Annotated in this window: 21 protein-coding genes; 10 read left to right on the forward strand and 11 right to left on the reverse strand. The window is 50.2% G+C overall.

Annotated elements, in window-relative coordinates; translation table 11 throughout:
- Positions 1–6: 6 nt before the first annotated feature.
- Genes BZG84_RS13400 through BZG84_RS13410 form a run of 3 tightly spaced genes read right to left on the reverse strand, consistent with a single transcriptional unit; the run spans position 7 to position 2,814 of the window.
- Positions 7–699, reverse strand: a complete 693-nt coding sequence (locus BZG84_RS13400; RefSeq protein ID WP_077482065.1) for a TenA family transcriptional regulator — start codon at positions 697–699, stop codon at positions 7–9.
- A gap of 8 nt (positions 700–707) precedes the next feature.
- The gene (locus tag BZG84_RS13405) at positions 708–2,213 is read right to left on the reverse strand and encodes an AMP-binding protein (RefSeq protein ID WP_077678318.1); all 1,506 of its coding nucleotides are present in this window, start codon (positions 2,211–2,213) and stop codon (positions 708–710) included.
- Positions 2,197–2,814: a thermostable hemolysin gene (locus tag BZG84_RS13410; RefSeq protein WP_077482071.1), complete on the reverse strand. Its 618-nt coding sequence runs from the start codon at positions 2,812–2,814 to the stop codon at positions 2,197–2,199. Before BZG84_RS13410 ends, BZG84_RS13405 begins: the two co-directional genes overlap by 17 nt.
- Positions 2,815–3,022: 208 nt before the next feature.
- Here BZG84_RS13410 and BZG84_RS13415 point away from each other — a divergent pair, with 208 nt between their 5' ends.
- Entirely contained in the window at positions 3,023–3,532 is a 510-nt protein-coding gene (locus BZG84_RS13415; protein WP_077482073.1) for a cytochrome b/b6 domain-containing protein, read from the forward strand.
- Positions 3,533–3,706: 174 nt separating this feature from the next.
- Here the strand turns inward: BZG84_RS13415 and BZG84_RS13420 are convergent, their stop codons facing one another.
- The 3 genes from BZG84_RS13420 to BZG84_RS13430 all read right to left on the reverse strand — a co-directional run bounded on the left by BZG84_RS13420 (position 3,707) and on the right by BZG84_RS13430 (position 6,769).
- Positions 3,707–4,894, reverse strand: a complete 1,188-nt coding sequence (locus tag BZG84_RS13420) for an acetate kinase (protein WP_077482075.1) — start codon at positions 4,892–4,894, stop codon at positions 3,707–3,709.
- A 227-nt stretch (positions 4,895–5,121) separates the two neighbouring features.
- Positions 5,122–5,967, reverse strand: a complete 846-nt coding sequence (locus BZG84_RS13425) for a magnesium transporter (RefSeq protein ID WP_077678319.1) — start codon at positions 5,965–5,967, stop codon at positions 5,122–5,124.
- Between the two features lie 337 nt (positions 5,968–6,304).
- The gene (locus BZG84_RS13430) at positions 6,305–6,769 is read right to left on the reverse strand and encodes a TetR family transcriptional regulator (RefSeq protein WP_158074980.1); all 465 of its coding nucleotides are present in this window, start codon (positions 6,767–6,769) and stop codon (positions 6,305–6,307) included.
- A gap of 365 nt (positions 6,770–7,134) precedes the next feature.
- On the opposite strand from BZG84_RS13430, the gene BZG84_RS13435 reads away from it, so the two are divergent.
- Both BZG84_RS13435 and BZG84_RS13440 read left to right on the forward strand, forming a co-directional pair.
- Positions 7,135–8,790, forward strand: coding sequence for an AMP-binding protein (locus tag BZG84_RS13435; protein ID WP_077481950.1), 1,656 nt, complete (start codon positions 7,135–7,137; stop codon positions 8,788–8,790).
- 248 nt (positions 8,791–9,038) lie between these two features.
- Positions 9,039–9,335, forward strand: coding sequence for a DUF406 family protein (locus BZG84_RS13440; protein ID WP_077481948.1), 297 nt, complete (start codon positions 9,039–9,041; stop codon positions 9,333–9,335).
- Between the two features lie 55 nt (positions 9,336–9,390).
- Here BZG84_RS13440 and BZG84_RS13445 read toward each other — a convergent pair whose 3' ends face one another.
- Complete coding sequence (locus tag BZG84_RS13445; RefSeq protein ID WP_077481946.1) at positions 9,391–10,005, reverse strand: DNA-J related domain-containing protein; 615 nt, start codon at positions 10,003–10,005, stop codon at positions 9,391–9,393.
- Positions 10,006–10,343: 338 nt separating this feature from the next.
- Here BZG84_RS13445 and BZG84_RS13450 point away from each other — a divergent pair, with 338 nt between their 5' ends.
- Both BZG84_RS13450 and BZG84_RS13455 read left to right on the forward strand, forming a co-directional pair.
- A complete protein-coding gene (locus BZG84_RS13450) occupies positions 10,344–11,117 on the forward strand; it encodes an EAL domain-containing protein (RefSeq protein ID WP_077663155.1) in 774 nt (257 codons plus the stop codon).
- A gap of 149 nt (positions 11,118–11,266) precedes the next feature.
- Entirely contained in the window at positions 11,267–12,652 is a 1,386-nt protein-coding gene (locus BZG84_RS13455; protein ID WP_077481657.1) for a multicopper oxidase family protein, read from the forward strand.
- A gap of 83 nt (positions 12,653–12,735) precedes the next feature.
- Here BZG84_RS13455 and BZG84_RS13460 read toward each other — a convergent pair whose 3' ends face one another.
- Positions 12,736–14,694: a methyl-accepting chemotaxis protein gene (locus tag BZG84_RS13460; protein WP_077678320.1), complete on the reverse strand. Its 1,959-nt coding sequence runs from the start codon at positions 14,692–14,694 to the stop codon at positions 12,736–12,738.
- A gap of 243 nt (positions 14,695–14,937) precedes the next feature.
- Between BZG84_RS13460 and BZG84_RS13465 the strand changes: the two genes are divergently transcribed.
- Positions 14,938–15,285 (forward strand): carboxymuconolactone decarboxylase family protein, encoded by a 348-nt coding sequence (locus BZG84_RS13465; protein ID WP_077481653.1) that lies wholly within the window; start codon positions 14,938–14,940, stop codon positions 15,283–15,285.
- A gap of 70 nt (positions 15,286–15,355) precedes the next feature.
- Here BZG84_RS13465 and gcvT read toward each other — a convergent pair whose 3' ends face one another.
- Together gcvT and BZG84_RS13475 are read right to left on the reverse strand one after the other, a co-directional pair.
- Positions 15,356–16,471, reverse strand: a complete 1,116-nt coding sequence (gcvT, locus tag BZG84_RS13470) for a glycine cleavage system aminomethyltransferase GcvT (RefSeq protein ID WP_077481651.1) — start codon at positions 16,469–16,471, stop codon at positions 15,356–15,358.
- Positions 16,472–16,553: 82 nt separating this feature from the next.
- Positions 16,554–17,156: a helix-turn-helix domain-containing protein gene (locus BZG84_RS13475; protein WP_077481649.1), complete on the reverse strand. Its 603-nt coding sequence runs from the start codon at positions 17,154–17,156 to the stop codon at positions 16,554–16,556.
- Between the two features lie 653 nt (positions 17,157–17,809).
- Between BZG84_RS13475 and BZG84_RS13480 the strand changes: the two genes are divergently transcribed.
- The 4 genes from BZG84_RS13480 (at position 17,810) to gcvP (ending at position 23,892) form a co-directional block, all read left to right on the forward strand.
- Entirely contained in the window at positions 17,810–19,210 is a 1,401-nt protein-coding gene (locus tag BZG84_RS13480; RefSeq protein WP_077663158.1) for an L-serine ammonia-lyase, read from the forward strand.
- A 28-nt stretch (positions 19,211–19,238) separates the two neighbouring features.
- Positions 19,239–20,537, forward strand: coding sequence for a serine hydroxymethyltransferase (locus BZG84_RS13485; RefSeq protein ID WP_077678321.1), 1,299 nt, complete (start codon positions 19,239–19,241; stop codon positions 20,535–20,537).
- Positions 20,538–20,634: 97 nt separating this feature from the next.
- Positions 20,635–21,012, forward strand: coding sequence for a glycine cleavage system protein GcvH (gene gcvH / locus BZG84_RS13490; protein ID WP_077678322.1), 378 nt, complete (start codon positions 20,635–20,637; stop codon positions 21,010–21,012).
- A gap of 15 nt (positions 21,013–21,027) precedes the next feature.
- Positions 21,028–23,892, forward strand: coding sequence for an aminomethyl-transferring glycine dehydrogenase (gcvP, locus tag BZG84_RS13495; RefSeq protein ID WP_077479618.1), 2,865 nt, complete (start codon positions 21,028–21,030; stop codon positions 23,890–23,892).
- 81 nt (positions 23,893–23,973) lie between these two features.
- On the opposite strand, the gene BZG84_RS13500 is transcribed toward gcvP, so the two are convergent.
- Complete coding sequence (locus BZG84_RS13500; protein WP_077678323.1) at positions 23,974–24,582, reverse strand: outer membrane beta-barrel protein; 609 nt, start codon at positions 24,580–24,582, stop codon at positions 23,974–23,976.
- Between the last annotated feature and the right edge of the window lie 25 nt (positions 24,583–24,607).

Below are 24,607 nucleotides of genomic sequence, written 5' to 3' on the forward strand. Positions count from 1 at the left end.
CGCCTCCTACGCCACTTGGGTCTGTGTCGTGGCCATAGGAAGCGCTCGCAGCATTGATTCATACAGCGCATAAACACGGTTCGCACTATCAATGATGGCTTGTTGGTCCGCGGGATCCGTTACCTTGTTCATCAAATCGGCAAAATAGCCAATATGCTCTACGTCCAAGGTGCTGTGTGACGTTAAATACCGCATCGCTGTATCGGGTAGAGAAAGCGTTTGCTGGATCAGTGCGGCCATCGAGCCGCCGATTGAGACGCTCGTACCTTCCAGCACCCAAACCATGCCAAATAGAGCCATTGGATTTTTGCGATCAATTTGGTGATATAAATACGCCACCATCATCTCAATCCCTAACCCAACTTGGCCCTCACCGCAGTTAGCCCTCGCTAGTTCGGCATCAAAGCCACATGCGCGCAAGTCATCCAAGATCCATTCATGGTGACCTTTCTCTTCCTCAATATATGCGCCGAGCGCTTGGCGTAACCATTCATAGTGCTCCGGCAACCGAGAACCACAGGCCATCAGTAATGGAACGGTATGCTTCACATGATGATAAGCCTGAACAAGAAAGGCCGTGTAGGTTTGCAGCGTGATCGCCTTATAGTCGCAAGCCTCAATCACAGGCACACTCAGCATTGAGGCTCTCGCCTGAGCGGTTTCTTTCTCTAGTACATGGAAAAAACCTTGATTATCCATAAATCCTCCTAGGAATGTGCCGTGAGTGGCAGGGTTTCGTCAGTCAGTAATGGTTGGGCCGACGTGTTAAGTTGCGGCTCAAATTGTTGGCAAAAGACATCGCGTTTAGGGCGGCCATTTGCCGTAATTAAATGGGGTTGCTGATGAAAAGGAGCAGTAAATATCACCGCTCGGAGTTGCGCATAATCGGGCAGTTGGTGGTTAAGCTGCATCAACTGCTGCTTTGCTTTATCAGGAGAGTCGCTACCAATAATGGCAGTCAGGTAGTCCTTCCCCTCTCCTAATACCACCATGTTGCTAAGCGCCGAATAGGCCATGGCTTCCGCCTCAATCCACTCTGGATGGATGTTGCGGCCAAAAGCCGTAATGAGTTGATTTTTTTTGCGACCTCTTACATACAAAAAGCCGTCATCATCAAACTCACCGATATCTCCCGTCGCAACGGCGCCTTGGTGAGGGTGAAAGTCGCGATCCAGATAACCTGAGAATGTCGCGCCTGCTACCATGATTTCGCCGTCTGATGCGAGAAAAACACGATTGTGAGGTAACGGTTTACCCACACTGCCAACACAATGGTGCTCGGAGGTATTCAAACTCACCACTGATCCGCACTCCGATAAGCCATACCCCTCAAAAACCGATAAGCCAAGCCGACTTGCTGCGCGCAATAAGCCCGGTGCCACCTTTGCACCTCCGACAGCAACGTGCTTGAGATCGGCAACCGCACCAGGATGCTGTTCACCAAGATGGATGACGGCTCGCAATAACGCAGGAGTAAGTACCAAGCTTTGCGGGCGATAACGAATCAGTCCGCTCATCAATTGATTCAGGTTTAACTGGCTTGAGCCGATCAGCCCCAAGTCATAGCTGGATGGGATCACTGTCGTCACACCAAGCAACAGGGGCACGTAAACACCCGTAATATTCTCCAGTAGTGTGGACAGGGGAAGGACGACTAAATGACAGGAAGGTACCGCAGTGGTGGAGACAGTATTGGCAAGCGATACACTAACGCTCTCCAGCGTAGCTGCGCTCAATACCACGCCCTTGGGAGAACCGGTCGAACCTGAAGTAAACGTGACCTTTACGGCCGGAGGCAAAGCTGGCGGTGCGTCTACGTCTCGTGCATGACATGGTAATCCCGCCAATGTAGTCACAGATGCATGGCTTAATGAGACATCAGGATGTGGCGAGCCGATCACCCAATCTACCCCTGCCGTATCCAAGACATGCTGTTGTTGTTCAGCCGTAAAAAAGGGCGGGATCGGCACAATTGAAATACCTGCATACGCAGCGGCAAGATCGATCAATACCCAACTAACACTGTTGTCACCGGCAAGCCCAATCATCTGTGTATCGAGCGCCAATAGCGTTTCACTCAGCGCCCTGATCCGTCCCCAAAGCGCTTGGTAGGTCAGTATCAGGCAGTCGCCAGATGCATCCGACCCGTGAATGGCAACCTGATCAGGTTGGGATCTGGCATAGTCAGCCAAACGTTCAAATAAGACGCGCATTAGCATTCTCCGTATGACAGTGTTTAGACACAATCCGCGCCAACTGCTCAGCACCTTGAGCAAGGTTACCGGCACAGACACGAGGCATCCGCGTGTAGTAGTTGCCCCATTGATCAGTGGCGGGCTGTAGACGACTCGCTTCCGCATCGGTCAGTAGATGGGGCTCAAGGCCAAATCGTCGCATGAGTGCATATAGCGGCCCTGTGGCGGTAAATACACACCATAGGTATCCGTGTGATAGCAGCCGATTCGCTAAAGCGTGGAAATGTGGTAGTGACGTTCCCGAAGAGAATGAGGCCAGTTGCCCAAACTCAATCACTGAGTTACGTGTGATCATTTGCTGATAGTGAGCGCTAAGTACGTCAGCCACATCGTCGGTAAGGTATTGTTCGAGAAAAAGCGGCTGATACGCAGCAGGGCGATAGCCGCACACCGACAATAAGCGATCGTCTTGTCCTCTCAGGCAGGACAAATAAGGCATGAAGGTGGTAATTGTCGCGTTGAAGGCTTGTTGATAGCGTTCAGCAATATACGCCTCTATTTCAGCGCGATTCGCTGAGTCTGGTGTAACAATGTCAAATCGACTCGCTGAATTAACCATAGCGGTGACATCCTTTATTGGCTGATTGTCACTGAGCTTACGGCGCGATACTTAAGAAAAGCTTAAGAATCTCCTCCTGCCGATAAAAAATGCACCCCAAAAATCTATCCAATTSTAAAATATAACTTTTTTATTTTTTTCCCCTCTTAAGTGATTCTTAAGTTTCCTCTCATAGAGTGAAGACATCACCACATGAGAGGACATTATCATGACCGCTAACACCCCACGACCATTTAAATGGGACAGAGTCGTCCGGTTCAGCCATTGGCTGATTGCTGCATTATTCTTTGCCAATATGAGCGTCACGGAAGAAGGCAGTGACATTCATCGCTGGTTTGGGTACGTGATCCTTGGGGCCATTGTCTTACGTCTGATTTGGGGAATGCTCACGCATTCAGAAGCACGACTAACCCGTTTTATTCCCTCGCTTTCTGCCGCTCGTGCTCACTTCAGCAACCTTATACGCGGACGTGATCATACAAGCTCAGGTCATAACCCTGCCGCAGCACTTATGATTTGGAGTCTTTGGGGATTGCTTCTCGTCACCATTTTGACTGGCTGGACAATGACGCAGTCAGGTGAAGAGCTCGAATGGTTAGAAGAAGTCCATGAGTTTGCTGTCAACGCAACCCTGGTCCTCGTCACTATCCATGTTAGCGCCGCCATTTTGATGAGTCGTTTTGGTAAGCGTAACTACATTAAATCTATGCTGCGTTAAGTGGTGCAAAGATGACAAGCCTTCGCAATTTTAGACCTATTATCGTTTTCTTTTCTCTTGCGCTCGTCCTGCTTAGCCTATCGAGAGTCGGCTTGCTTGTTTGGCAAGATCATGGCGAGTGACCACAAAAAAGCGAGCCTTGAGGCTCGCCTGAAATCCGAGGAGGTGCGACAGTTAGGCCATTGCCATGGCTTGTTGTGCGATCACTAACTCTTCGTTGGTTGGGATCACCAATGCAAGCGGTGACGTTTGAGTGGTGATTTGCCCTGCGGCACCAAAACGCGCGGCGGCGTTGGCATCGGTATCTGCTTGATAGCCGAAAATGGCTAGCTCCTTGAGGATCATTTCACGGACTGGCAGTGAGTTTTCGCCAATTCCGCCTGTGAAAACAATCGCATCCAGGCGGGATAACGGCACCATGTAACTTGCGATGAATTTTGCAACGCGATAAGCGAACATTTCTAGCGCCAATTGAGCGCCTTTATGGCCTTGCTCTGCCGCCTCGACCAAGCCTCGGCAATCGTTCGTTAATTCCGAAACACCGAGTAAACCGGCTTTATCGATCAGCTCATGGTGGATTTGATCCATGCTGAGCCCTTTTTTCGACAAAAACTCTAGAATAGATGGGTCAATATCACCACAGCGTGTGCCCATCATCAAACCGGCTAAAGGCGTAAAGCCCATGCTGGTATCGACACTTTGACCGTCTTTGACCGCACACAAAGAGGCACCGTTACCAAGGTGTACGGTGATTACGTTGGTTTGTTCAGGCGCTTGGTTAAGCCATTTAGCCGCTTCACGGCTTACATAATAATGGCTGGTGCCGTGGAAACCGTAGCGGCGAATACCGTAATCGTTGTAGAGCTGACGCGAGATCGCGTAATGGTACGCTTTTTCTGGCATGGTTTGATGGAATGCCGTATCGAAAACCGCCACTTGCGGCAAGCTTGGGAAGGCTTTGCGCGCCGCTTTAATGCCCACCACATGTGCTGGATTATGCAGTGGCGCCAGGGCTTTTAGCGCATCGATTTGCGCCAGTACGGCATCATCAATCAGGGTGGCTTGGCTGAAGGTTTCACCGCCATGTACCACACGGTGGCCAACGGCCTGCAGTTTGTCACTTAATTGGTTGCTTTCGATAAGGCCCACAATGATGTCCATGGCCTCTTGGTGGTGGTTGCTTCCTGCACTTAAGGTTTTCTCGGTTTTTTCACCGTCGACTTTCCAGCTCATCCGCGCGTCATCGCGCCCAAAGCATTCTCCAGCGCCGGAAATCACAGCATCGCCAGTTTGCGCATCCATCAGGGCAAATTTTAACGACGAGCTACCTGAATTAATAACGAGTACCAGTGCATCACTCATAGGGTTACCTTATTGGCAGAAATTGAATCGCGGCATCAGGCCGCCTTCTCCATTATTAAAATATTTTTTAATAATTCAACTGTTGTAATAGTGATAGCACAGTTACCCAGCAATTTACTGCGTAAGATCAAGCTAAGTGCGTATCGGGTGCGCAAATCCCAACGCGTCGCTATCACTGACCATAACCATAGATAAAAAATGGCGCCACATGGGCGCCACTCTTCGGGCTAGCTACCAATGCCGAGGTAGGTATTGACTACAGTGAAATAAATCCACATCCCAGATATATCTACCACGGATGCCAGTACCGGGCTGACCAATACCGCAGGATCAAGATGAAACGCGCGCGCCACAATCGGCAGCAATCCGCCAAGCGTTGTGGAGATGGTCACCTGAATAAACAGGGCCAACGCAATGGCAACCGCAATATCGTGCAGTGCAAACGCGCCTACCGTCGCGTTGTGGTTGAACAGTAAAATCCTCACCATCATAACTGCAGCAATCGCCACACCAATAAATACCGCGACGCGGGCCTCTTTCCACATCACTTGGAGCCACTGACGTTTGCGAAGCTCTCCCGTTGCAAGCGCCCTGACCACCAAGGTTGCCGCTTGGGAACCGGTATTGCCTCCCGCCGCTGCAATCACTGGCATATACACAGCTAACAGAACGAGTTGGCTTAAGGTATCTTCGTATTGAGCAATGATCATCCCAGAAACGATACCAAGCAGCGCAAGTCCGACAATCCAGCCAATCCGCTGTTTAACGTGCGCAAACACGCCGGTAGACAGATAGCTTTTCGCTGGTTCCGCTTCCGAGTGAATAAAGCCTAAATGGTTGGCATATTCACGGGCTTCGCGGTCAAACCCCTGCGCATCGAGCGCATTGAGCAAATGCTGGACATGAGCCACCGAGCAGTGATGTAAAATTCCCATCGACTCCTCAACCGGCATCACGGTAAGCAACTCGACTTGCTTGTCGAGATCGTATTGTAAAAATGCATTACGTGCCGCCACGATTTCTGCAGTGGAAAACGCAGTGGCGTAGTCAAAGGTGTTGTTCATTACCGTCATGGCGAATCTCCCGATTGGCAACAGGTAACGACCATCAACAACGAACCTCACGCCAAAAGGGCGTGATTAAGCGTTACATCGAGAAAGGAGAAAAACAGAGCGGGAAACCAGCTACGACTGCGCTGGTAAAAGGAAGGGTCACAATACCAACGGCAGTTATTTTTCTCCGTATCGACTAGGAGGATGGTCGGTATTGTTCATAGTTATCTCCAAAAAAGGTCTGGTGCTGTAAAAGCGTGGCGAGTGTATCAAAAGGCATTGCGCCTGTCTGTCAAATTTTGGTGAGATAACGGGGTGATATGTCAATTATTATGCAGGTTCAACGGACCGGTGCCGTTCATTGACGACACATGAGTAAACTGGCGCCTAGCAGCTGTGAAAAAGCAACGGTCAGATCGGTATTCATTTGCTTTTCACAATCTGTCTGCAATTTACGTAGACAGCGAAAGGCGACGCCGTTGTCGGCTTTACCGCTGATCAGCAAGTAGAAACACAGCCGTAAGATGGCTTTGAACTCACCGTCAGCATGCATCGCCTGCATCCAGCTTTGCATTAACTGGTTAACGGTTCCCCCCGTCTCAAGCGTACCCATCAAATTATCGAGCAGCACGGGTTCGAGCGCGGCCATAAAATCTTGTTTGCGCGGGAAGTGGTGACTGATCCCGGTACGAGATACCCCCGTTGCTTCACTGAGGGTGGTATACGACATACCCTCGTAGCCCAACGTCAGGAGTTGCTGCTTCGCGGCATCAAGAATAGTCTCGATCGTCTGTTGTGTTTGGGCCTTACTGCGTTTTGGCATCTGTAATGTGTTCTCCCCAGTCTCCGTCAGCATGGCGGGCAGTAATCGTCTGCATGTTGCAATGTGTTGGCAGGCAATGCATTTGCGCCACGACTCGCCATAAAGATAGTACAGAGTGCAATAGAAAGCCTGACACGAAACACACCAAAGACTCGCTGAAGCGGATCAAAGTTCTGCTAATACCTTGATAGATAAGTGTGAAAACAGCCCAAAAAATGAGGACTTATTGGTGTAAATAGTGCCGACAGTCATAATTTGAACACATGTTTAAACAATTGCCTTGCGTAAATACGGGCAGAGTCAGTAAGTTAACATTATTATAACAGTTAGACGTATGAATCACGTTGCGACAACGAGGAAGTCCAATGTCACACATCAAACCACACGATCAGATCTTACGCTGGGCCGACGAACGCCCTAACCACGTATTTTTACGCCAAATTCGCGATCGCCGTTTCGTGGATTACACCTTTGCGGACGTCGCTGATCAGGCGATGCGTATGGTCACCGCATTACGTGACATGGGCGTGCAACCCGGTGACAAGGTGGCGCTGATTTCTAAAAACTGTGCGGAATGGTTTATTGCCGATCTGGCGATGATGATGGGCAGCTACATTAGCGTGCCTATTTTTCCAACCGCAGGCAGCGACACCATTGAGCACGTGGTCACGCACAGTGAATCTAAGGCCATGTTTGTCGGCAAATTGGATGATACCAAAGCGCTAAAAGCGTCGTTACAGACCCTATCACACATTAAGACTATCGCATTTCCATATCCTACGGTGGATTGTCACTATGACTGGCAGGAGTTAGTCGCAAGTCACGAACCTACCGAAGAGCGTCCGGTCCATCTCGATAATGATGTGATGTCACTGGTATATACCTCTGGCACCTCTGGGCTCCCCAAAGGCGCCATTCTGAGCTACGGTGGCTATTGTTGGTCCGCGCAACGCCTGATTGACCACATTGGTATCGAGCCGAACGATCGTTTGTTCTCGTATCTGCCATTGGCCCATATCACCGAACGCGTATATATCATGGGGTCGGCCATTATGGGTGGGATCCCAACCGCGTTCCCAGAGTCGCTCGATACCTTTATTGAAGATGTCAAAATGCATCGCCCAACGCTTTTCATTTCGGTACCGCGACTGTGGACGTTGTTCCAACAGCGCATTCAAGAGAAATTGCCAGATGCACGTCTTAACCTGCTGCTGAGCATTCCTCTTGTCGGTAGTCTGGTTAAAAAGAAAATCGCGAAGAACCTTGGTCTTGATCAAGCGCGCGTATTGGGCTGTGGCTCAGCGCCGGTTGCCCCAGCACTATTGCGTTGGTATGAAAAATTGGGCCTACATATCACCGAAGCCTGGGGAATGACCGAAAGCTACGCATACAGCACACTTAACTATCCATTTAGGGCCGACAAAATTGGCACCGTCGGCAATCCAGGACCCGGCGTTGAAATCAAGATAGCCGATGATCAGGAGATCTTAGTCAAAAGTCAGGGCCTATTTAGTGGCTATTACAAAAATGAGGAAGCCACAGCCGAAACCTTGGTGGATGGTTGGCTACACACGGGGGATTTAGGCGAACTCGATAGTGAAGGCTACCTGAGTATCTCAGGGCGTAAAAACGATACCTTCAAGACCGCAAAAGGCAAATTTGTTGCCCCAGTGGCGATTGAAAAACGTTTATTTGAGCTGTCTAACGCTGAGATGCTCTGTGTGATCGGCTCTGGCATGCCTGCGCCTATTTTGCTTGCTTTGCCGCACCACTTCCCGCACTTTGATCGGGCCCGCTATGAGCGCCGCGTGAAAAAGGTAATTGATACCATCAACGGTGAGCTGGAGTCCCACCAGCAAATCAAAGGCGTTTTGATGATCAAAGAACCTTGGAGCATTGAGAACGGAAAACTCACGCCAACACTTAAAATTCGCCGCCATAAGCTAGAGCAAGAGTACCACGAGGTTGGCGCGAACTGGCCAAAAGGCACCTTGGTCCAATGGGAAGAAGACTGGGTCTAGCGCATTCTACCAAGATGTTCTGACGATCACCCACGATTGGCATACGCTGATGGTGGGTGATTTTTTATTCGCCACCTATTGCTTACAATTAGATTGCTGACAATGATGCATCGTGCTACAAACTCCTGCAAAACCTGACCTATCTCAATGTGCCACAATCAAGAATCTGCTAAAGATCAGCATGACATCTTTATTGCAGGCGATAAGCCTATTTTGACGCCTGCAGCTTTATCTCGTAGGGGACAACCATGAAAGAGAATCAAACTGACGCATGTGACGCGTGCGGTGTAAGCGCGGAAATTGGTTATATTATCTCAGAAGGAGATGAAGTCGCGGAAGTGACGATTCATGCCGACAGCGTCGAGGCAATGCAGGCGCGCTTTGAGCAGTACCTCTCGCTCGCACAAAGTATTAACCCTGCCGTCAAGCACGACTTTAACGCCGAGCAAATTAGCGGCGACAGTGCGCATATCAAAATGCAATTTGAATGCAGCGCTGAAAAGCTTATCTTTGAGCTACGCAGCCGTGGCCTTAACAACGCCTAATCACTACCATACAGGGTGTGTCACCACACCCTGTATTTGCTTGCTGAGGGCGGAGTTAAAGACGCAGGCTTTGCCATGCCTCGCACATTTCACGAAACGTGGTCGCATCGCCTTCAGGACGGTCTGGGTGCCACTTCAACGCCATTTTACGCCACTGGCGACGGATCTCATGCTCGCTAGCATGCTCATCCAACCCAAGTACGGCCAGAGCTTTTTTGCGCTCTAGCATGGTTTCGCCCGGCGCATCATTACCAATATGGCGTTGATAATGCTTCCAAAACGACGATAGCAGCTCTTTGACATCGTCTCGGCTAGCGTCGTAGTTGTTCCAATCCATGTAATATTCACGGAGTGGATCTTGATAATCGATTTCGTTTGCCACAAAACCATTACCGCCAACACGCCACTGCAATTGAATGTCCATTGACTCCACCTGCAACCACTGCTGAGGTAGCAACATCTCTTGCAGTTGGTATAGCGCATTCATTATCAAAAAATTGCGCTTAAACAGATCAAGATGCGGGTCAGCATCCAGCTCTGCCATGATGGTGTTTTTTTGCAACTCACTGAGAAGGTGATGCACTTTCCAGCTTTGTCGCGTAGATTCCAAGATACTGAGTATTGGCCAAATCAGGGGGTTGTCTATTTCATCCCGTTTTTCAGCAAGCATGACGTTCATCCTCTGTCACTGGCCAGCTACCTTGAACCGGCACATCTGGTATTTTCGGTCGTTTAACAACCTTATTAAGGTATAAACCAAATTTGGTCACTTTGTCGCCATTATCAGCAAAAAGCAGCTTGTTCATCCGTATGCCATACTTTTTGTATCACACGACGTCAAAAAAGCGCCTGATATTGCCGCTTAATTATTAAGCATATCTAGTGCCAACTTACTTATGCATTGTGGAGAAATCGTCGTGGCGCAGAGATTAGACACCTTGACTCGCATTAAAGACACGCACCATCTATTATTGTGTAAACACCTTTATTTCATTGATATTTAAATCTATGACACATTCTGCCTCCCAATGTGATGCCTGCAAAAACAAAAAACCGCTCCCTTTTGCCTTTTCAATGGCCTTTCAGCCAATTGTTCAATTATCCACTGGGCGTGTTTTCGCATACGAAGCGCTGGTACGAGGCATGGATGGCGGCGGTGCGGGCAGTGTTTTTAAACATGTAAACGCCGACAATCAGTATCAATTTGATCAGACCTGCCGTATCAAAGCGGTGTCATTAGCGGCAAAGCTCGAGATTCCCTGCTTTTTGAGCATTAACTTTATGCCTAATGCTGTTTACGAGCCCGAACGTTGTATTCAAACCACCCTTAAAGCCGCGCGCGAACACCAGTTTCCGCTCGATCGCATCTTGTTTGAGTTTACCGAAGGGGAAGAAGTGCTTGATTATGGTCATATTCAACGCATTATTCGCTATTACCGCTCGCAAGGCTTTATTACCGCCATTGATGATTTTGGCGCCGGTTACTCTGGCCTAACGGCGCTGGCTAATATTGATACTAATATTATTAAAATCGATATGGCGCTGGTGAGAGATATTGATACTGACCCGGTGAAACAGGCGATTGTGCGCCACAGTGTGGCAATGTGTGAGGAGCTAGGGCGTCAAATTATTGCCGAGGGGATAGAAACTGAGAAAGAATTACGCTGCTTGCACGATTTAGGCATCGACTTCTTCCAAGGGTATTATATTGCCAAGCCTGAATTCGAAGCATTACCCGCCATAAATCAAGCACCTGGCCTCGACATTTTTCACCGTCAATAATCCGACTATCGAGCCAGCAGTCTGTTGCTGGCTTATTTTAACTGCCTCACAGGGTCAATTGATAATCTTTCTCACTTTGACGCGTTCACGGTATAGTAAGTCGATTATTTGATTCGAAAGGTATTCTTATGACTTGCCGTGACCAAGGCATGCCAGTGCATGGCCTCACTCGACGTCGCTTTCTCCAATCTTCCGCTGCTTTCGCTGCGTTGTCCGCCCTTCCTGCTTGTTCGCTGGTATCCGCATCACGAGATAATGGCATGTGGGAATATCACTTAAGCGCTGAGCCAAGCACAGCATCTTTAGTGCCCGGCCATCAAACGGATGTATTGGCATTTAACGGCAAGATCCCCGCGCCCACGATTCGCTGCCGTCAGGGCGAGCCCGTGACGATTCACTTTACCAATAACCTTAATGAACCCACCACCATTCATTGGCATGGACTCCGCATTCCGATTGAAATGGACGGTGTACCCTTTTTATCCCAACCCCCTATTCAGCCGGGCGAAACCTTTACTTATCGCTTTACACCGCCTGACGCTGGCACCTTTTGGTATCACCCTCACATGAACTCTGTGGTGCAATTGGGCAAAGGCTTGGTGGGCACCATTGTGGTGGAAGAAGCGTCACCGGTCGCGTTTGACGAAGAGCATGTACTCATGCTCAAACATTGGCACCTCGACCCCCAAGGGCAATGGAAAGATCTCGCCATTCCTCGTTACAGCGCCCGAATGGGAACGCCGGGTGAATGGGGCACGGTAAACGGAGTTCATCAACCTAAGTATGAACTACAAGAAAATGCCACCACTCGCCTACGATTAGCCAACGTCGATAATACCCTGACTTATCCCATTCAAGTCCGTGGTGCGGACGCGTGGATTATTGCCATTGACGGCAATCCGATCGCAACCCCTCGACGACTCGAAGAGCACAAGATCGCGCCCGGTATGCGACTCGATATTGGTTTGATCGCCCCCAAAGCCGGAGCCAATGTTGAGATCATGTACATGAAAGGCCGTTTTCCTTTCCTACTGGCTAGCTTTACCACAACGCCATCCACCTTGGTCGAAAAACCTTTGCCCGCCCTGCCACTTAATCCAGTGGCCACTCCTGACTTGGCGAATGCGGAAACGCGACACTTTGTCTTTGAATGGGCCGGCGCAATCACACCCGCCGATAAACAAGGAAAAGGGAAGCACGAATTTTGGCTGATGAATAAACGCGCATGGGAGGGAATGAGCAAAGGCAATATTCCCGATCCGATCGCAACGCTCGAACGGGGCAAAACCTATATTTTCGATTTAAAGAATGTCACTCAGTACCACCATCCAATCCATTTACATGGTCATACCTTTACCGTGCTGGAAATGGACGGTAAACCCGTGACACCTTTCCATACCGATACCGTGCTATTGGGTAAAAATGGCCACGCCAAGGCAGCCTTTGTGGCCGATAACCCTGGCCGATGGATGTACCATTGTCATGTCATTGAGCACATGAAAACCGGTCTAATGGGATTTGTTGAAGTGGTGTAGCGATAAACATCACGTGCACAATAAAACGGCGAGCCTACCTGCTCGCCGTTCATCTTTGGCGCTCCTGTTTAAAGATAGCGCCGTTATGTGCTGGGTTTGTCGGTTTTGAATCGGTTTACCAACTCTGAGAGTTCAGTCGCCACCATACGTAACTCGGCCGCCGTTGCGTTAGTTTGCTCCGCGGTTTCAGCAGCACTATTCGCACCATCCAATACGTTGGTCACATTCTGATTAATGTCTTCCGACACCGAGTGCTGCTCTTCTGTTGCGGTGGCGATTTGCGCGGCCATATCATGGATCTGTCCCACCAATTCTTGAATGGTACTAAATACACTCAGGGCCTCTTCAGTTGCCTCGGTGGTCGTCTGCGAGTGTTCCACACTGCCCTGTAGCTTTTCTGACAGCTGGCTAGTCCGTTGAGTCAAGGCTTGTAACAACTCGTCAATTTCTTCGGTCGATTTGGTGGTCTTTTGCGACAGCACCCGAACCTCATCCGCCACCACGGCAAAGCCTCGGCCATGCTCCCCCGCACGTGCCGATTCAATCGCCGCATTCAACGCCAATAGGTTGGTTTGCTCGGCAATGCCACGAATGGTGTCCAGCATGGCGGTGATATTGTCGTTTTCTTTAGTAAGCTCAGCCATGGCGCTATCCGCTTCGTTGAGCGTGGTCGCCATTTCTTGCACTGCTGCGCGCGTGTTATTCATCAAGGCCATGCCGCGATCAACTTCTGATTGGCATTGCTGCGCCGAATCGGCCGTCTGATTACAGTTTTGCGATACCTCATTGGCCGTCGCGACCATTTGATGGAACGCGGTCGCAATCTGCTCGAGCCCTGAGCGCTGCTGGTGACTTGCGCCATCCAGCTGCTCAGCAAACTGGGTGGTGTGATCGGCATGAGATGTGAGCTTTAGCGAGCGATCTTTAATGCCAATAATCAGCTCTTGGATCACATCCACGAACTGGTTAAAGGCAGTGGCGGTCGTGCCTAGCTCATCTTTGCTGGTTACCGGCAAACGTTTGGTTAAGTCACCTTCACCGCTTGCCGCATCACTGAGCCCATCACTCACCGCAACAATCGAGGCAGAGATTCGGTTAACCATAAAGAAGCCCAGCACCCCGAAAATCACCACTAAAAGTACACCAATCGAGATAATTACGGTTTGCAGTTGATTCACCTGCCCTAACACTTCTTGCTGCGGCACAATACCAATTAAACGCCAGCCGCTATCGGGCGCTTGATACTGGTTAACAAAATAAGACTCACCGWCAAATGACACCGCCTTGAGCGAACGGCTTAGCGATTGACCGCTGTAGACGCTATTCACGCCATCCACAGATTCAAAGTTGTTATCTGGGTTATTGGGATCGGCCAAGACGGTGCCGGTATCTTCCACCAGCACAATGTAACCTGACTGGCCGAGCGTGACCTCGCCAAGCATATTGGTCAATGCCTCCAAGGTAACATCAACACCCACCACCCCAGTCAGGCCGTCTTGCGCAGGAAACTCCATCACATAATCCAGTAAAGGTGCGCCCGATGTAATATCTTGGTATGCCGGTACGCGCACAGGGTTATTACCACTCCCTAACCCCGTCTTAAACCAAGGGCGCTGCCGAGGATCGTAGTTGCCAGACTCCCCTTGCGGCCACTGAATGTAGCCCCCATCGCTTAAACCGAGAAAGACATAGGCGAAATCATCACGCGAATTACCCATTGCATCCAACAATTTAAACGCACGAGCTTCGACCGGGCTATTCTGAGGCGATGTCATTTGCTTTGCCGGGCCCATGTATTTGGCGACACTGCCATCGAGCTCTTGCAGGGCTTGGCTATTGGCTAACATTTTCGCGTTAGCAGACAGGCCTTGTAGGTAGAACTTAAACGCATTCCCAATGTGCTGCATTTCCTTATAAGAGCTTTGCTCGTAGCTAATTAGGGTACTTGTTCGGAACTGATACAAGGCGACGACACTAATAATCAGTGTCGGCAATACCACCCCTGTCAACACAATGGCTAAAATACGTTTTTTAATACTCATAACTGACCCCCGTCAGTGACTACCTACCGTTCAGTATTAGTATGTCAACTATCAATAGTGACTTATTGAGACTAGAACAGGCATTTTCAGGCAGCCATAAAAAAGCGGATTTAACGGCGCTGGCAAATCGAAACCAACAGGATGAGAAAGATTTCTAGGCAATAAATTATAAATCATGGACACGGATTGCATCCTACACACAAAGCAAATATATTAGTCAAAGCTAAAATAAAAGGTGAGACGATGACCAAGAAAAACTATCAAGAAATCAATGAGCAACAATTGGCGTTAAATAAACAATTTAAAGCAAACAGCAGTGAGACCCTGGCGGCATTTGGTCAGCTTCATCGCGCTGCAATGGCAGAAGGCGACCTTGATGTAAAAACCAAAGAGTTGATTGCATTGGGGATTGGTATTGCCGCGCGTTGCGATGGCTGTATCGGCGCACATGTTGCCGCCGCATTAAAGCACGGTGCGACCAAGCAAGAATGTGTAGAGGCAATCAACGTTGCCATTTTAATGGGCGGCGGCCCGTCGTTGATTTATGGTGCGCAAGCCCTAGAGGCGGTTGAGCAGCTTAGCAACGCGTAACCTTATTGCTCACTGCCCATAAAAAAGCGCAGCTGCTTGACGCTGCGCTTTTTATTCTCCATCGCCCTAGTTAGCCGCGATAATACCGCTGCGGTACAAAGGGCATTTTCTCGACGGTCATGGGCAGCTTTTTACCACGTACTTCAGCAAACACCTCCGTGCCCTCCGCGGTAAATTCCGGTGACACATACGCCATTGCAACGGGCATGCCTTTAGTGGGACCAAAGGTACCACTGGTCACGATACCAATTTCGTTATCGTTGGCATCGAACAGCTTGCTGCCTTCACGCACAGGCGCTTTACTTTGGCCCAAGAGACCAATTCGCTTACGGCTGACCGCTTTAGTGGCAATCTGCTCGAGAATTTTCGCCTCACCGGGGAAGCCACCGGCGCGCTTACCCTCCGCACGACGCACTTTACTGATTGCCCAAATAAGGCTCGCTTCGATTGGCGTAGTGGTGGTATCCAAATCATGACCATACAGGCACAAACCACATTCCAAACGCAGTGAATCACGTGCACCTAGGCCAATCCATTCCACGTCGTCATTGGCAAGCAGCGCTTTGGCGAGGGACTCTGCGTGCTCCGCTGGCACCGAAATCTCAAACCCATCTTCGCCAGTGTAACCGGAACGACTCACCACGCAATGAATGCCATTAATCTCAACAGGTTGAATGTCCATGAACACCATGTCATTAACCTTCGGGTTGAATGTCGCCAGCACTTGCGCAGCCTTTGGCCCTTGCAGTGCCAACAGCGCACGATCATCAAGCACCTCAACGGTCACATCCCCTTTCAAGTTATCGCGCAGATGCTGAATGTCCTGTGCTTTGCAGGCGGCGTTAACGACCAGAAAGAGATGATCGCCTAGGTTGGCAATCATGAGGTCATCCAGAATTCCACCTTGTGCGTTGGTGAACACGCCATAACGTTGTTTGCCTGCCGGTAAATCAATGACATCAACAGGCACTAAGGCTTCTAGCGCTTTGGCTGCATCCTTTCCGTCGAGACGAACCTGCCCCATATGCGATACATCAAACAGACCTGCGTGTTCGCGGCAATGGAGATGCTCTTTGCGAACACCGAGCGCATATTGGACGGGCATATCATAGCCAGCAAAGGGGACCATCTTTGCGCCCATCTCAATGTGCAATGCGTGTAGTGGGGTCGTTAGTAACTCTGCCATTGTTCACTCCATGTTCTGCCTAAATGGCGATAAAAAGTAATGCTAGTCGACGATGCGCGTCGCCAGTTTTCGTGACATTGCGTTAAGATGCGGTCACCCACAAGATGAGTGCGTCATCCTCGCTGACCGATGCCAACATATGTCCCATCGTGGCATCGTAATAAACACTGTCTCCCTCATTGAGGGTGATCGCTTCATAAAACTCAGAGTAAAAGCGAATGCTGCCTTCCAACACCAGCAAAAACTCTTCACCATCGTGACGGATCCAGTCACTGTAATCTTCAAAAGCGCGGGCACGGACACGCGACTTAAATGGCATCATCTTTTTGTTGCTCAGTTGCGTTGCCAGTAGCTCGTGTTCATAGGTGCCGGTTGGATGCGCCTTACCCTGACCGGCTCGTGTAATATCACGGCGCCCTGTTGCTTGCCGTTTTTTGGGTGGCGCAAACAACTGAGGCACGTCAATGTCTAGGCCGTGAGCGAGTTTTTGCATCGCTTGGAAAGTCGGGGAGATTTGCTCATTCTCTATCTTTGATAAGGTCGAGCGCGCTAATCCCGTGCGTTGACTTGCTTCTTCGAGCGTCAGCCCTAACCCCACTCGAATCGCTTTTAATCGTGGGCCCAACCGCAACGGCGCAATTGGCGCACGTTGTTCATCATCCATTTGCGCTTTTTCTACCTGCATTGAGGGATACACATCCTGTGTTAAATGGTTTGTTGACACCGTTGGGCTGCCTCCGCGCTAACATGGTTAACTCTATTAACGCCGCATTCTGACACATCCCACCCTCGAACGTCATCGGCATAGTTAACACTTTTAACAAAAAAGTTTCCTATTGGAAATATTGTCCTGTTGGGCAAGGTGCAACCGCCTCGTTCCCCTCAATTTCGTGAATCAATGGATCGCCGCCAATACGCTTAAAAGGAAAAGTCCATAAATGACAAGCAGTCATGGCGTTGCGATGCAAAAAACGATGATGAGAAACCCGACGCTGTTTGCAATTTACCTCAGCTTAGGATAAAAAGGCAAACGTTTGCGTAACAAGGTTGATCGTATAGCCAGAGGTCGTTATGTCATCGCGATCACAACATAGGTTTCCTATTGGAAATTTATTTTGCGGAAAAGTTACGGCTTAGGTACGTTAACAAAATGTTTAAATCATCACCAGCGCGTACCGGTTGTTATCACTCTCGCCGCTTGCAGCGACCTGTTTCAGGTAGCGTTCTGTGGCAAGGATATAAACTGTAGGTAGCACTGCTGATGAGTGAGCAATGCAAGGTGTCTACAAAGACATCTACCAACAACAATACGTACCTTACCTGTGTAGGAGACATGCCATGAGTCACAGCATGTTTGACCTGTTTAAAGTCGGTGTCGGACCCTCCAGCTCGCACACCGTTGGGCCAATGTTGGCCTGCGCACGCTTTTCACAATTCGCGATCCAAACACTCTCGCTCGATGCGATTCATCGCGTGAGCGTCGATTTATACGGCTCCTTAGCGTTAACCGGAAAGGGCCACGCCACGGACGTCGCGTGTGTGATGGGGCTAATGGGCGAAATGCCCGCCACCATCGAATCAGACGACATTGAAACCATGACCAAAATGGTTAAAAACGGCGGCGAACTGCCCTTTGCTGGTAGTCATTATGTCCCGTTTAGTTGGGATGCGGATTTGGTGTTTCACTACGATCAGGTGTTACCCGCCCATCCCAATGGCATGACCGTCAGTGTTTATGACAAAAAAGACAAATGCTTGGCACGAAAAACCTATTTTTCGGTCGGCGGTGGATTTGTGGTGGAAGAAGGTGAAACGGATGCGCTGGCCTCCGACTTTACGCCCCCCTATCCGTTCAAAAGTGCGGCAGAGTTACTTGAGCAATGCGAAAAAACGGGCATGACAATCAGTGAGCTGATGTTTACCAATGAAATTGCCCAAGCTCAGTATACCGACCCCAGTGCGACGCGGGATACCGTCAATCAAGGGCTCGATCATATTTGGCAAGTGATGCGCGAGTGCATCGACCGCGGTATTCAACAAGGCGGCGTCTTACCCGGCGGTTTAAATATTAAGCGACGCGCTAAAGGGATGTACGACGCCATTCATGACAAACAAGCGCATGGATTACCGACAGACAGCAATGATTGGGTCAATCTGTTTGCCATGGCAGTCAACGAAGAAAATGCCGCCGGTGGCCGAGTGGTTACCGCGCCGACCAATGGCGCAGCAGGTGTGATCCCAGCGGTGTTGGCGTATTACGACAAGTTTGTCTCGCCCAACAATCCAGAAGGTATTCGTACCTTTTTAGCGACTTCTGCCGCGATTGGTTCCTTGTATAAAACCAATGCGTCTATCTCTGCGGCCGAAGTGGGTTGCCAAGGAGAAATCGGAGTAGCCTGTTCCATGGCAGCAGCGGGGCTCGCTGCAGCGATGGGAGGCACCAATGCGCAGATTGAAAACGCTGCAGAGATTGGCATGGAACACAATCTAGGACTCACTTGCGATCCCATCAATGGCTTGGTGCAGGTGCCCTGCATCGAACGCAACACTATGGGCGCCGTGAAGGCGATTAACGCAACCCGCCTCGCTCTCGGCGGTGATGGTGAGCACCATGTGTCACTCGATAGCGTGATAAAAACCATGCACGAAACAGGGCTCGACATGATGAGCAAGTACAAGGAAACCTCGCAAGGCGGCCTTGCTACCAATGTGATCCCAATTAATGTGGTGGCCTGCTAACCCATGGCCAGTCAACAAGGATGAAGCAATGAAACCCAGCTACCCAAACGTGGAACTTGAGCAATTCTTCTCAACCAACTTGTCTGAATCAGACGGTGCCGTGATGGCCGCGATTAACGCGGAACATAAACGCCAGCAGCAACAAATCGAATTGATTGCGTCAGAAAACATCGTTTCGCAAGCCGTGATGCAAGCGCAAGGCACCTGCTTAACCAATAAATACGCCGAAGGTTATCCGGGCCGCCGCTATTATGGCGGCTGCGAGCACGTTGACGAAGTCGAAGCCATCGCTCAAGCCCGTGCCAAACAGCTGTTTAACTGCGAGTATGTCAATGTGCAGCCGCATTCGGGCGCACAAGCCAACGGCGCCGTGATGCTGGCGCTACTGCAACCCGGTGACACCATTTTAGGTATGTCACTCGATGCTGGCGGCCACCTCACTCACGGCGCGCGCCCTGCGCTATCCGGTAAATGGTTTAACGCTGTGCAGTACGGCGTGAGCAAAGACAGTCTAGAAATTGATTACCATGAAGTCGCGGTGCTGGCTCGCGAGCATCAACCCAAGATGATTATCGCCGGGGGTAGTGCGATCCCACGTCAGATTGATTTTGCCCGTTTCCGCGCGATTGCCGATGAAGTGGGTGCCTACCTGATGGTTGATATGGCGCATATCGCTGGCCTAGTGGCCACGGGCGCCCATCCCTCGCCACTGCCCCATGCGCATGTGGTTACCACCACTACGCATAAAACCCTGCGTGGCCCACGCGGTGGCATGATCCTCACCAATCACGAGGACATCGATAAAAAGATCAACTCGGCCGTGTTCCCCGGTCTGCAAGGCGGTCCGCTGATGCACGTGATTGCGGCCAAAGCCGTTGCATTGGGTGAGGCATTAGAGCCTGAGTTTAAACTGTATATTGATCAAGTGGTTGCTAACGCCAAAGCGCTCGCGGAAGTGCTCCTGGCCCGTGGCTGCGACATTGTTACCGGCGGCACCGATACCCACTTGATGCTAGTTGATTTACGCCCCAAAGGCTTAAAAGGCAATCAAACTGAGGAAGCACTTGAACGTGCTGGGATCACCTGTAATAAAAACGGCATCCCCTTTGACACCGAAAAGCCCATGATCACCTCCGGCATTCGCCTCGGCACGCCAGCCGGCACTAGCCGCGGTTTCGGCACCGATGAATTTCGTCAAATCGGCGAATGGATAGGCGATGTGTTGGATGCCCTCGTCGAATCGCCAGAAGGCAACGCCGACATCGAGGCGCGCGTGCGTAAAGACGTGCAGCAACTCTGCGCACGTTTCCCCGTGTATCGCCAATAAATTGAATTTAAGAGCTGGCGTCACCAACGCCACCTCATTTTACATTGTAAATCGCTCATTGTTTGAGCAGCTCGTATTTAAAGCAGGAGAGTAACAAATGGACGCGACACTGAAGTTTTCGAAAAGCCATGAGTGGGTTAAAGACAATGGCGATGGCACTGTCACTATGGGGATCACTGATCATGCCCAAGAACTGCTTGGTGATGTCGTGTTTGTCGATCTACCCGAGGTTGGCGACAGTACTGAACAAAGTGAGAGCTTCTCTTTGGTGGAATCAGTGAAAGCCGCGTCTGATATCTATGCCCCCGTGGATGGTGAAGTCGTCGCTATCAATGAAGATTTGGAAGATAGTCCAGAGCTGGTCAACGAAGCACCCTTTGAAGGTGGCTGGATTGCCAAAATTAAGCTGGCTGACGATACCAATTTGGATCACTTGATGGATGCAGACGCGTACGCGGCAACGATTGAAGACTAATTCAGGACGAATACCATGACGCAAACTCGTTTACTCGATAGCCTAGTGGCCGATAATGATTTTATCGCGCGCCACAATGGCCCCGATATCAATCAGCAAAATGCGATGCTGGCGGCGATCAATGCCACCAGCCTTGAGCACTTAATTGAAGAAACTGTCCCTGCTGACATTCGCTTGCCAAAGCCGTTAAACCTGAGTGCGCCCAAAAGCGAAACCCAGATGCTGGCCGAACTTAGCAACATTGCCGCGCAAAACACCATTAAGCGCAGCCTGATCGGCCAAGGCTACTACCACACGCATACTCCACCGCCTATTTTACGCAATGTGTTAGAAAACCCGGGCTGGTACACGGCTTATACCCCCTATCAGCCCGAGATCTCGCAAGGCCGACTCGAATCGTTGCTGAACTTCCAGCAAATGGTGATGGACTTAACGGGGATGGATTTGGCCAACGCATCGCTGCTCGACGAAGCCACTGCCGCGGCGGAAGCCATGACTCTGTGTAAGCGTGGCGGCAAGCACAAAGGCAACGCGTTTTTTGTTGCCAGTGATGTGCACCCACAAACGCTGGACGTGATTAAAACGCGCGCTAACTTCCTCGGCTATGACATCATTGTTGATGACACCGACACGCTGAATCAGTACGACGTATTTGGCGCCCTGCTCCAGTATCCTGGCACCACCGGTGAAGTACGCGATCTCAGCACGCTGATTGCAGACGCACAAAGCAAGAAGACGCTAGTCGCAGTCGCCACCGATCTACTTTCACTCACCTTGCTTAAAGCGCCGGGTGAAATGGGCGCGGATGTGGTGATTGGGTCGGCACAACGCTTTGGCGTGCCCATGGGTTATGGTGGCCCACACGCCGCCTTTATGGCCACGCGTGACAAGCTAAAACGCACCATGCCCGGCCGCGTGATTGGCGTATCGGTCGATAGCAAAGGCAACCAAGCCCTGCGCATGGCGATGCAAACGCGCGAACAACATATTCGCCGTGAAAAAGCGACCTCCAATATTTGTACCGCCCAAGCGTTGCTCGCCAACATGGCTGCTTTTTATGCGGTGTATCACGGCCCAGAAGGCTTGAAGAAAATTGCCCGCCGTGTGCATCATCTGACCGCACTGTTCGCCAAATCGGCACAAGCGGCGGGATTGAGCCTTACTCACGACAGCTTCTTTGATACCGTCACGCTCAACACAGGCGAGCAAACCGATGCCTTGTACCAACAAGCGCAAGATGCCGGTTTTAATCTGCGTAAATTGGATGGCCAGCTCGGCGTGAGCTTTGATGAAGCGAGCACGCTAGCAGAAGTCAATCAATTACTTACCGCGCTTACCGGTCAAGGCAATGCAGAAAGCGTGGCGAGCGATATTGAAGCCGATGAATTTGCCGCGATCCCTGCCGCATGCCGCCGCACCAGTGCATACCTGACGCACCCCGTCTTTAACCGCTATCACAGTGAAACCAAGCTGATGCGGTATATGAAGGCGTTGGAAAACAAAGACTTCTCCCTTACCCACGGTATGATCCCATTGGGCAGCTGTACCATGAAGCTGAATGCCGCGGCCGAGATGATCCCCGTCACCTGGCCAGAATTTGGTGCCCTGCATCCGTTTGTGCCATTGGAGCAAGCCAAAGGTTATCAAACACTGGGTAAATCACTGCGTGACATGCTGTGTGAAATCACCGGCTACGATGAGATCTCCATGCAGCCGAACTCAGGTGCGCAAGGGGAGTATGCGGGCTTAATCGCGATTCAGCGCTACCATGAAAGCCGTGGCGACAGTCATCGCAACGTGTGCTTGATCCCAAGCTCTGCCCACGGTACCAACCCTGCTTCCGCGGCAATGGTTTCGATGAAAGTGGTCGTAGTTGGCTGCGATGACGACGGCAACATCGACATTGACGATCTGAAAGCTAAAATCGACAAACACCGCGATGCGCTCTCGTGCATTATGATCACCTATCCATCGACACATGGTGTATACGAAGAAACCGTGCAGCAAGTGTGTGAGCTAGTACATGACGCTGGAGGCCAAGTTTACTTGGATGGCGCCAACATGAATGCGCAAGTGGGGCTGACCACACCCGGCTATATTGGCTCAGACGTTTCTCACCTCAACCTGCACAAAACCTTCTGTATTCCCCACGGTGGCGGCGGGCCGGGCATGGGGCCAATTGGGGTGAAATCGCACCTTGCGCCTTTCCTCCCTGGTCATGTGGAGCAAGGTGACGAATTTGCCGTGTCGGCCGCACCAATGGGCAGTGCCTCGATTTTGCCTATTTCATGGGCGTACATTGCTATGATGGGTGAACAAGGCCTAACGCGCGCGACCGAGTTAGCGATTCTCAGTGCCAACTATGTGATGGAGCGTTTGCGTCCCTACTACCCCGTGCTTTATCGCGGCAAAAACGGACGCATTGCGCACGAATGTATTATCGACATTCGCCCTCTAAAAGAGGCATCCGGCATCAGCGAAGAAGACATCGCCAAACGCTTGATGGATTATGGCTTCCACGCGCCGACCATGTCCTTCCCGGTCGCGGGTACTCTGATGGTTGAACCGACCGAAAGTGAAAGCCAAGAAGAGTTGGATCGCTTCTGTGATGCCATGATTGCCATTCGCGAGGAAATTGCCAAGGTGCAAGACGGTGAGTGGACGCTGGAAGACAACCCATTGGTCAACGCGCCTCACACCCAAGCGGATCTGATGGCAGACGAGTGGTCTCACGCCTATTCCCGTGAGCTGGCTTGCTTCCCATCCGCCCATAACAAGGCAAGCAAATACTGGCCATCGGTCAACCGTGTCGATAACGTCTACGGCGACCGTAACCTGATTTGCTCTTGCCCTAGCATTGAAAGCTATATGGATGAATGACTTATCCTGTCTGAGGCATTAGTTGTTTAGCGAGTTATCAAGTACAAAGGCCACGTCTAAAGGCGTGGCCTTTTCGTCACATTATAAGTGATATTTTACGTTGGCCATCAGCATTAATTCATCGCCAAACTTGACATTTTGCTGTACGCCACTATCTTCATATTCATATTCGCCTGTATGGTGAAGGTAATTTAACTCCGCACCTACACTCCACTGATCAAATTTATAATTCAGCCCTGTTTGAGCTCCTAATACCATATCACTCATTTCATGGTTGAAATCATCAAACTGCCAGTCACCAAAGAATTCTTCATAGCCTACCTTTCCTCCAATATTCCATGAAATATTGTTTGTTAAAGGGAGCAAATAATCATATCGAGTGTAGATAGTTGCGACTTCGGTATCCGAGTAATCAAATTTTTCTCTATCTATACTTCTATAATCAATCCCAAGACTAAATTGATGAGTATTATTGTATGTAACGCCACCTCTTAGTCCTACGATAGGGCTATTGTCGATATCAAATTTATGCTTACTACCATCTAGCGTTATTTCTTGCTTCCCACTGATATTAGTTCCGGCATCAAACCCAACAAAGTATTGATAGTCTGTATTCTCTTCAGCATTGGCAATAAAAGCCGCTGATGTTAACGCACCAAAAAATAATATTTTAAATTTCTTACTCATCATGATTAGCTCCCGTATTATGTGTTAG

It is taken from the genome of Salinivibrio sp. PR932 (assembly GCF_001996125.1).
Lineage (GTDB): Bacteria > Pseudomonadota > Gammaproteobacteria > Enterobacterales > Vibrionaceae > Salinivibrio > Salinivibrio proteolyticus.

Coding starts and splice junctions, on each gene's coding strand:
- BZG84_RS13400 (WP_077482065.1), bottom strand. CDS start 699: ATGGATAATCAAGGTTTTTTCCATGTACTAGAGAAAGAAACCGCTCAG.
- BZG84_RS13405 (WP_077678318.1), bottom strand. CDS start 2,213: ATGCGCGTCTTATTTGAACGTTTGGCTGACTATGCCAGATCCCAACCT.
- BZG84_RS13410 (WP_077482071.1), bottom strand. CDS start 2,814: ATGGTTAATTCAGCGAGTCGATTTGACATTGTTACACCAGACTCAGCG.
- BZG84_RS13415 (WP_077482073.1), top strand. CDS start 3,023: ATGACCGCTAACACCCCACGACCATTTAAATGGGACAGAGTCGTCCGG.
- BZG84_RS13420 (WP_077482075.1), bottom strand. CDS start 4,894: ATGAGTGATGCACTGGTACTCGTTATTAATTCAGGTAGCTCGTCGTTA.
- BZG84_RS13425 (WP_077678319.1), bottom strand. CDS start 5,967: ATGACGGTAATGAACAACACCTTTGACTACGCCACTGCGTTTTCCACT.
- BZG84_RS13430 (WP_158074980.1), bottom strand. CDS start 6,769: ATGCCAAAACGCAGTAAGGCCCAAACACAACAGACGATCGAGACTATT.
- BZG84_RS13435 (WP_077481950.1), top strand. CDS start 7,135: ATGTCACACATCAAACCACACGATCAGATCTTACGCTGGGCCGACGAA.
- BZG84_RS13440 (WP_077481948.1), top strand. CDS start 9,039: ATGAAAGAGAATCAAACTGACGCATGTGACGCGTGCGGTGTAAGCGCG.
- BZG84_RS13445 (WP_077481946.1), bottom strand. CDS start 10,005: ATGCTTGCTGAAAAACGGGATGAAATAGACAACCCCCTGATTTGGCCA.
- BZG84_RS13450 (WP_077663155.1), top strand. CDS start 10,344: ATGACACATTCTGCCTCCCAATGTGATGCCTGCAAAAACAAAAAACCG.
- BZG84_RS13455 (WP_077481657.1), top strand. CDS start 11,267: ATGCCAGTGCATGGCCTCACTCGACGTCGCTTTCTCCAATCTTCCGCT.
- BZG84_RS13465 (WP_077481653.1), top strand. CDS start 14,938: ATGACCAAGAAAAACTATCAAGAAATCAATGAGCAACAATTGGCGTTA.
- gcvT (WP_077481651.1), bottom strand. CDS start 16,471: ATGGCAGAGTTACTAACGACCCCACTACACGCATTGCACATTGAGATG.
- BZG84_RS13475 (WP_077481649.1), bottom strand. CDS start 17,156: ATGCAGGTAGAAAAAGCGCAAATGGATGATGAACAACGTGCGCCAATT.
- BZG84_RS13480 (WP_077663158.1), top strand. CDS start 17,810: ATGAGTCACAGCATGTTTGACCTGTTTAAAGTCGGTGTCGGACCCTCC.
- BZG84_RS13485 (WP_077678321.1), top strand. CDS start 19,239: ATGAAACCCAGCTACCCAAACGTGGAACTTGAGCAATTCTTCTCAACC.
- gcvH (WP_077678322.1), top strand. CDS start 20,635: ATGGACGCGACACTGAAGTTTTCGAAAAGCCATGAGTGGGTTAAAGAC.
- gcvP (WP_077479618.1), top strand. CDS start 21,028: ATGACGCAAACTCGTTTACTCGATAGCCTAGTGGCCGATAATGATTTT.
- BZG84_RS13500 (WP_077678323.1), bottom strand. CDS start 24,582: ATGATGAGTAAGAAATTTAAAATATTATTTTTTGGTGCGTTAACATCA.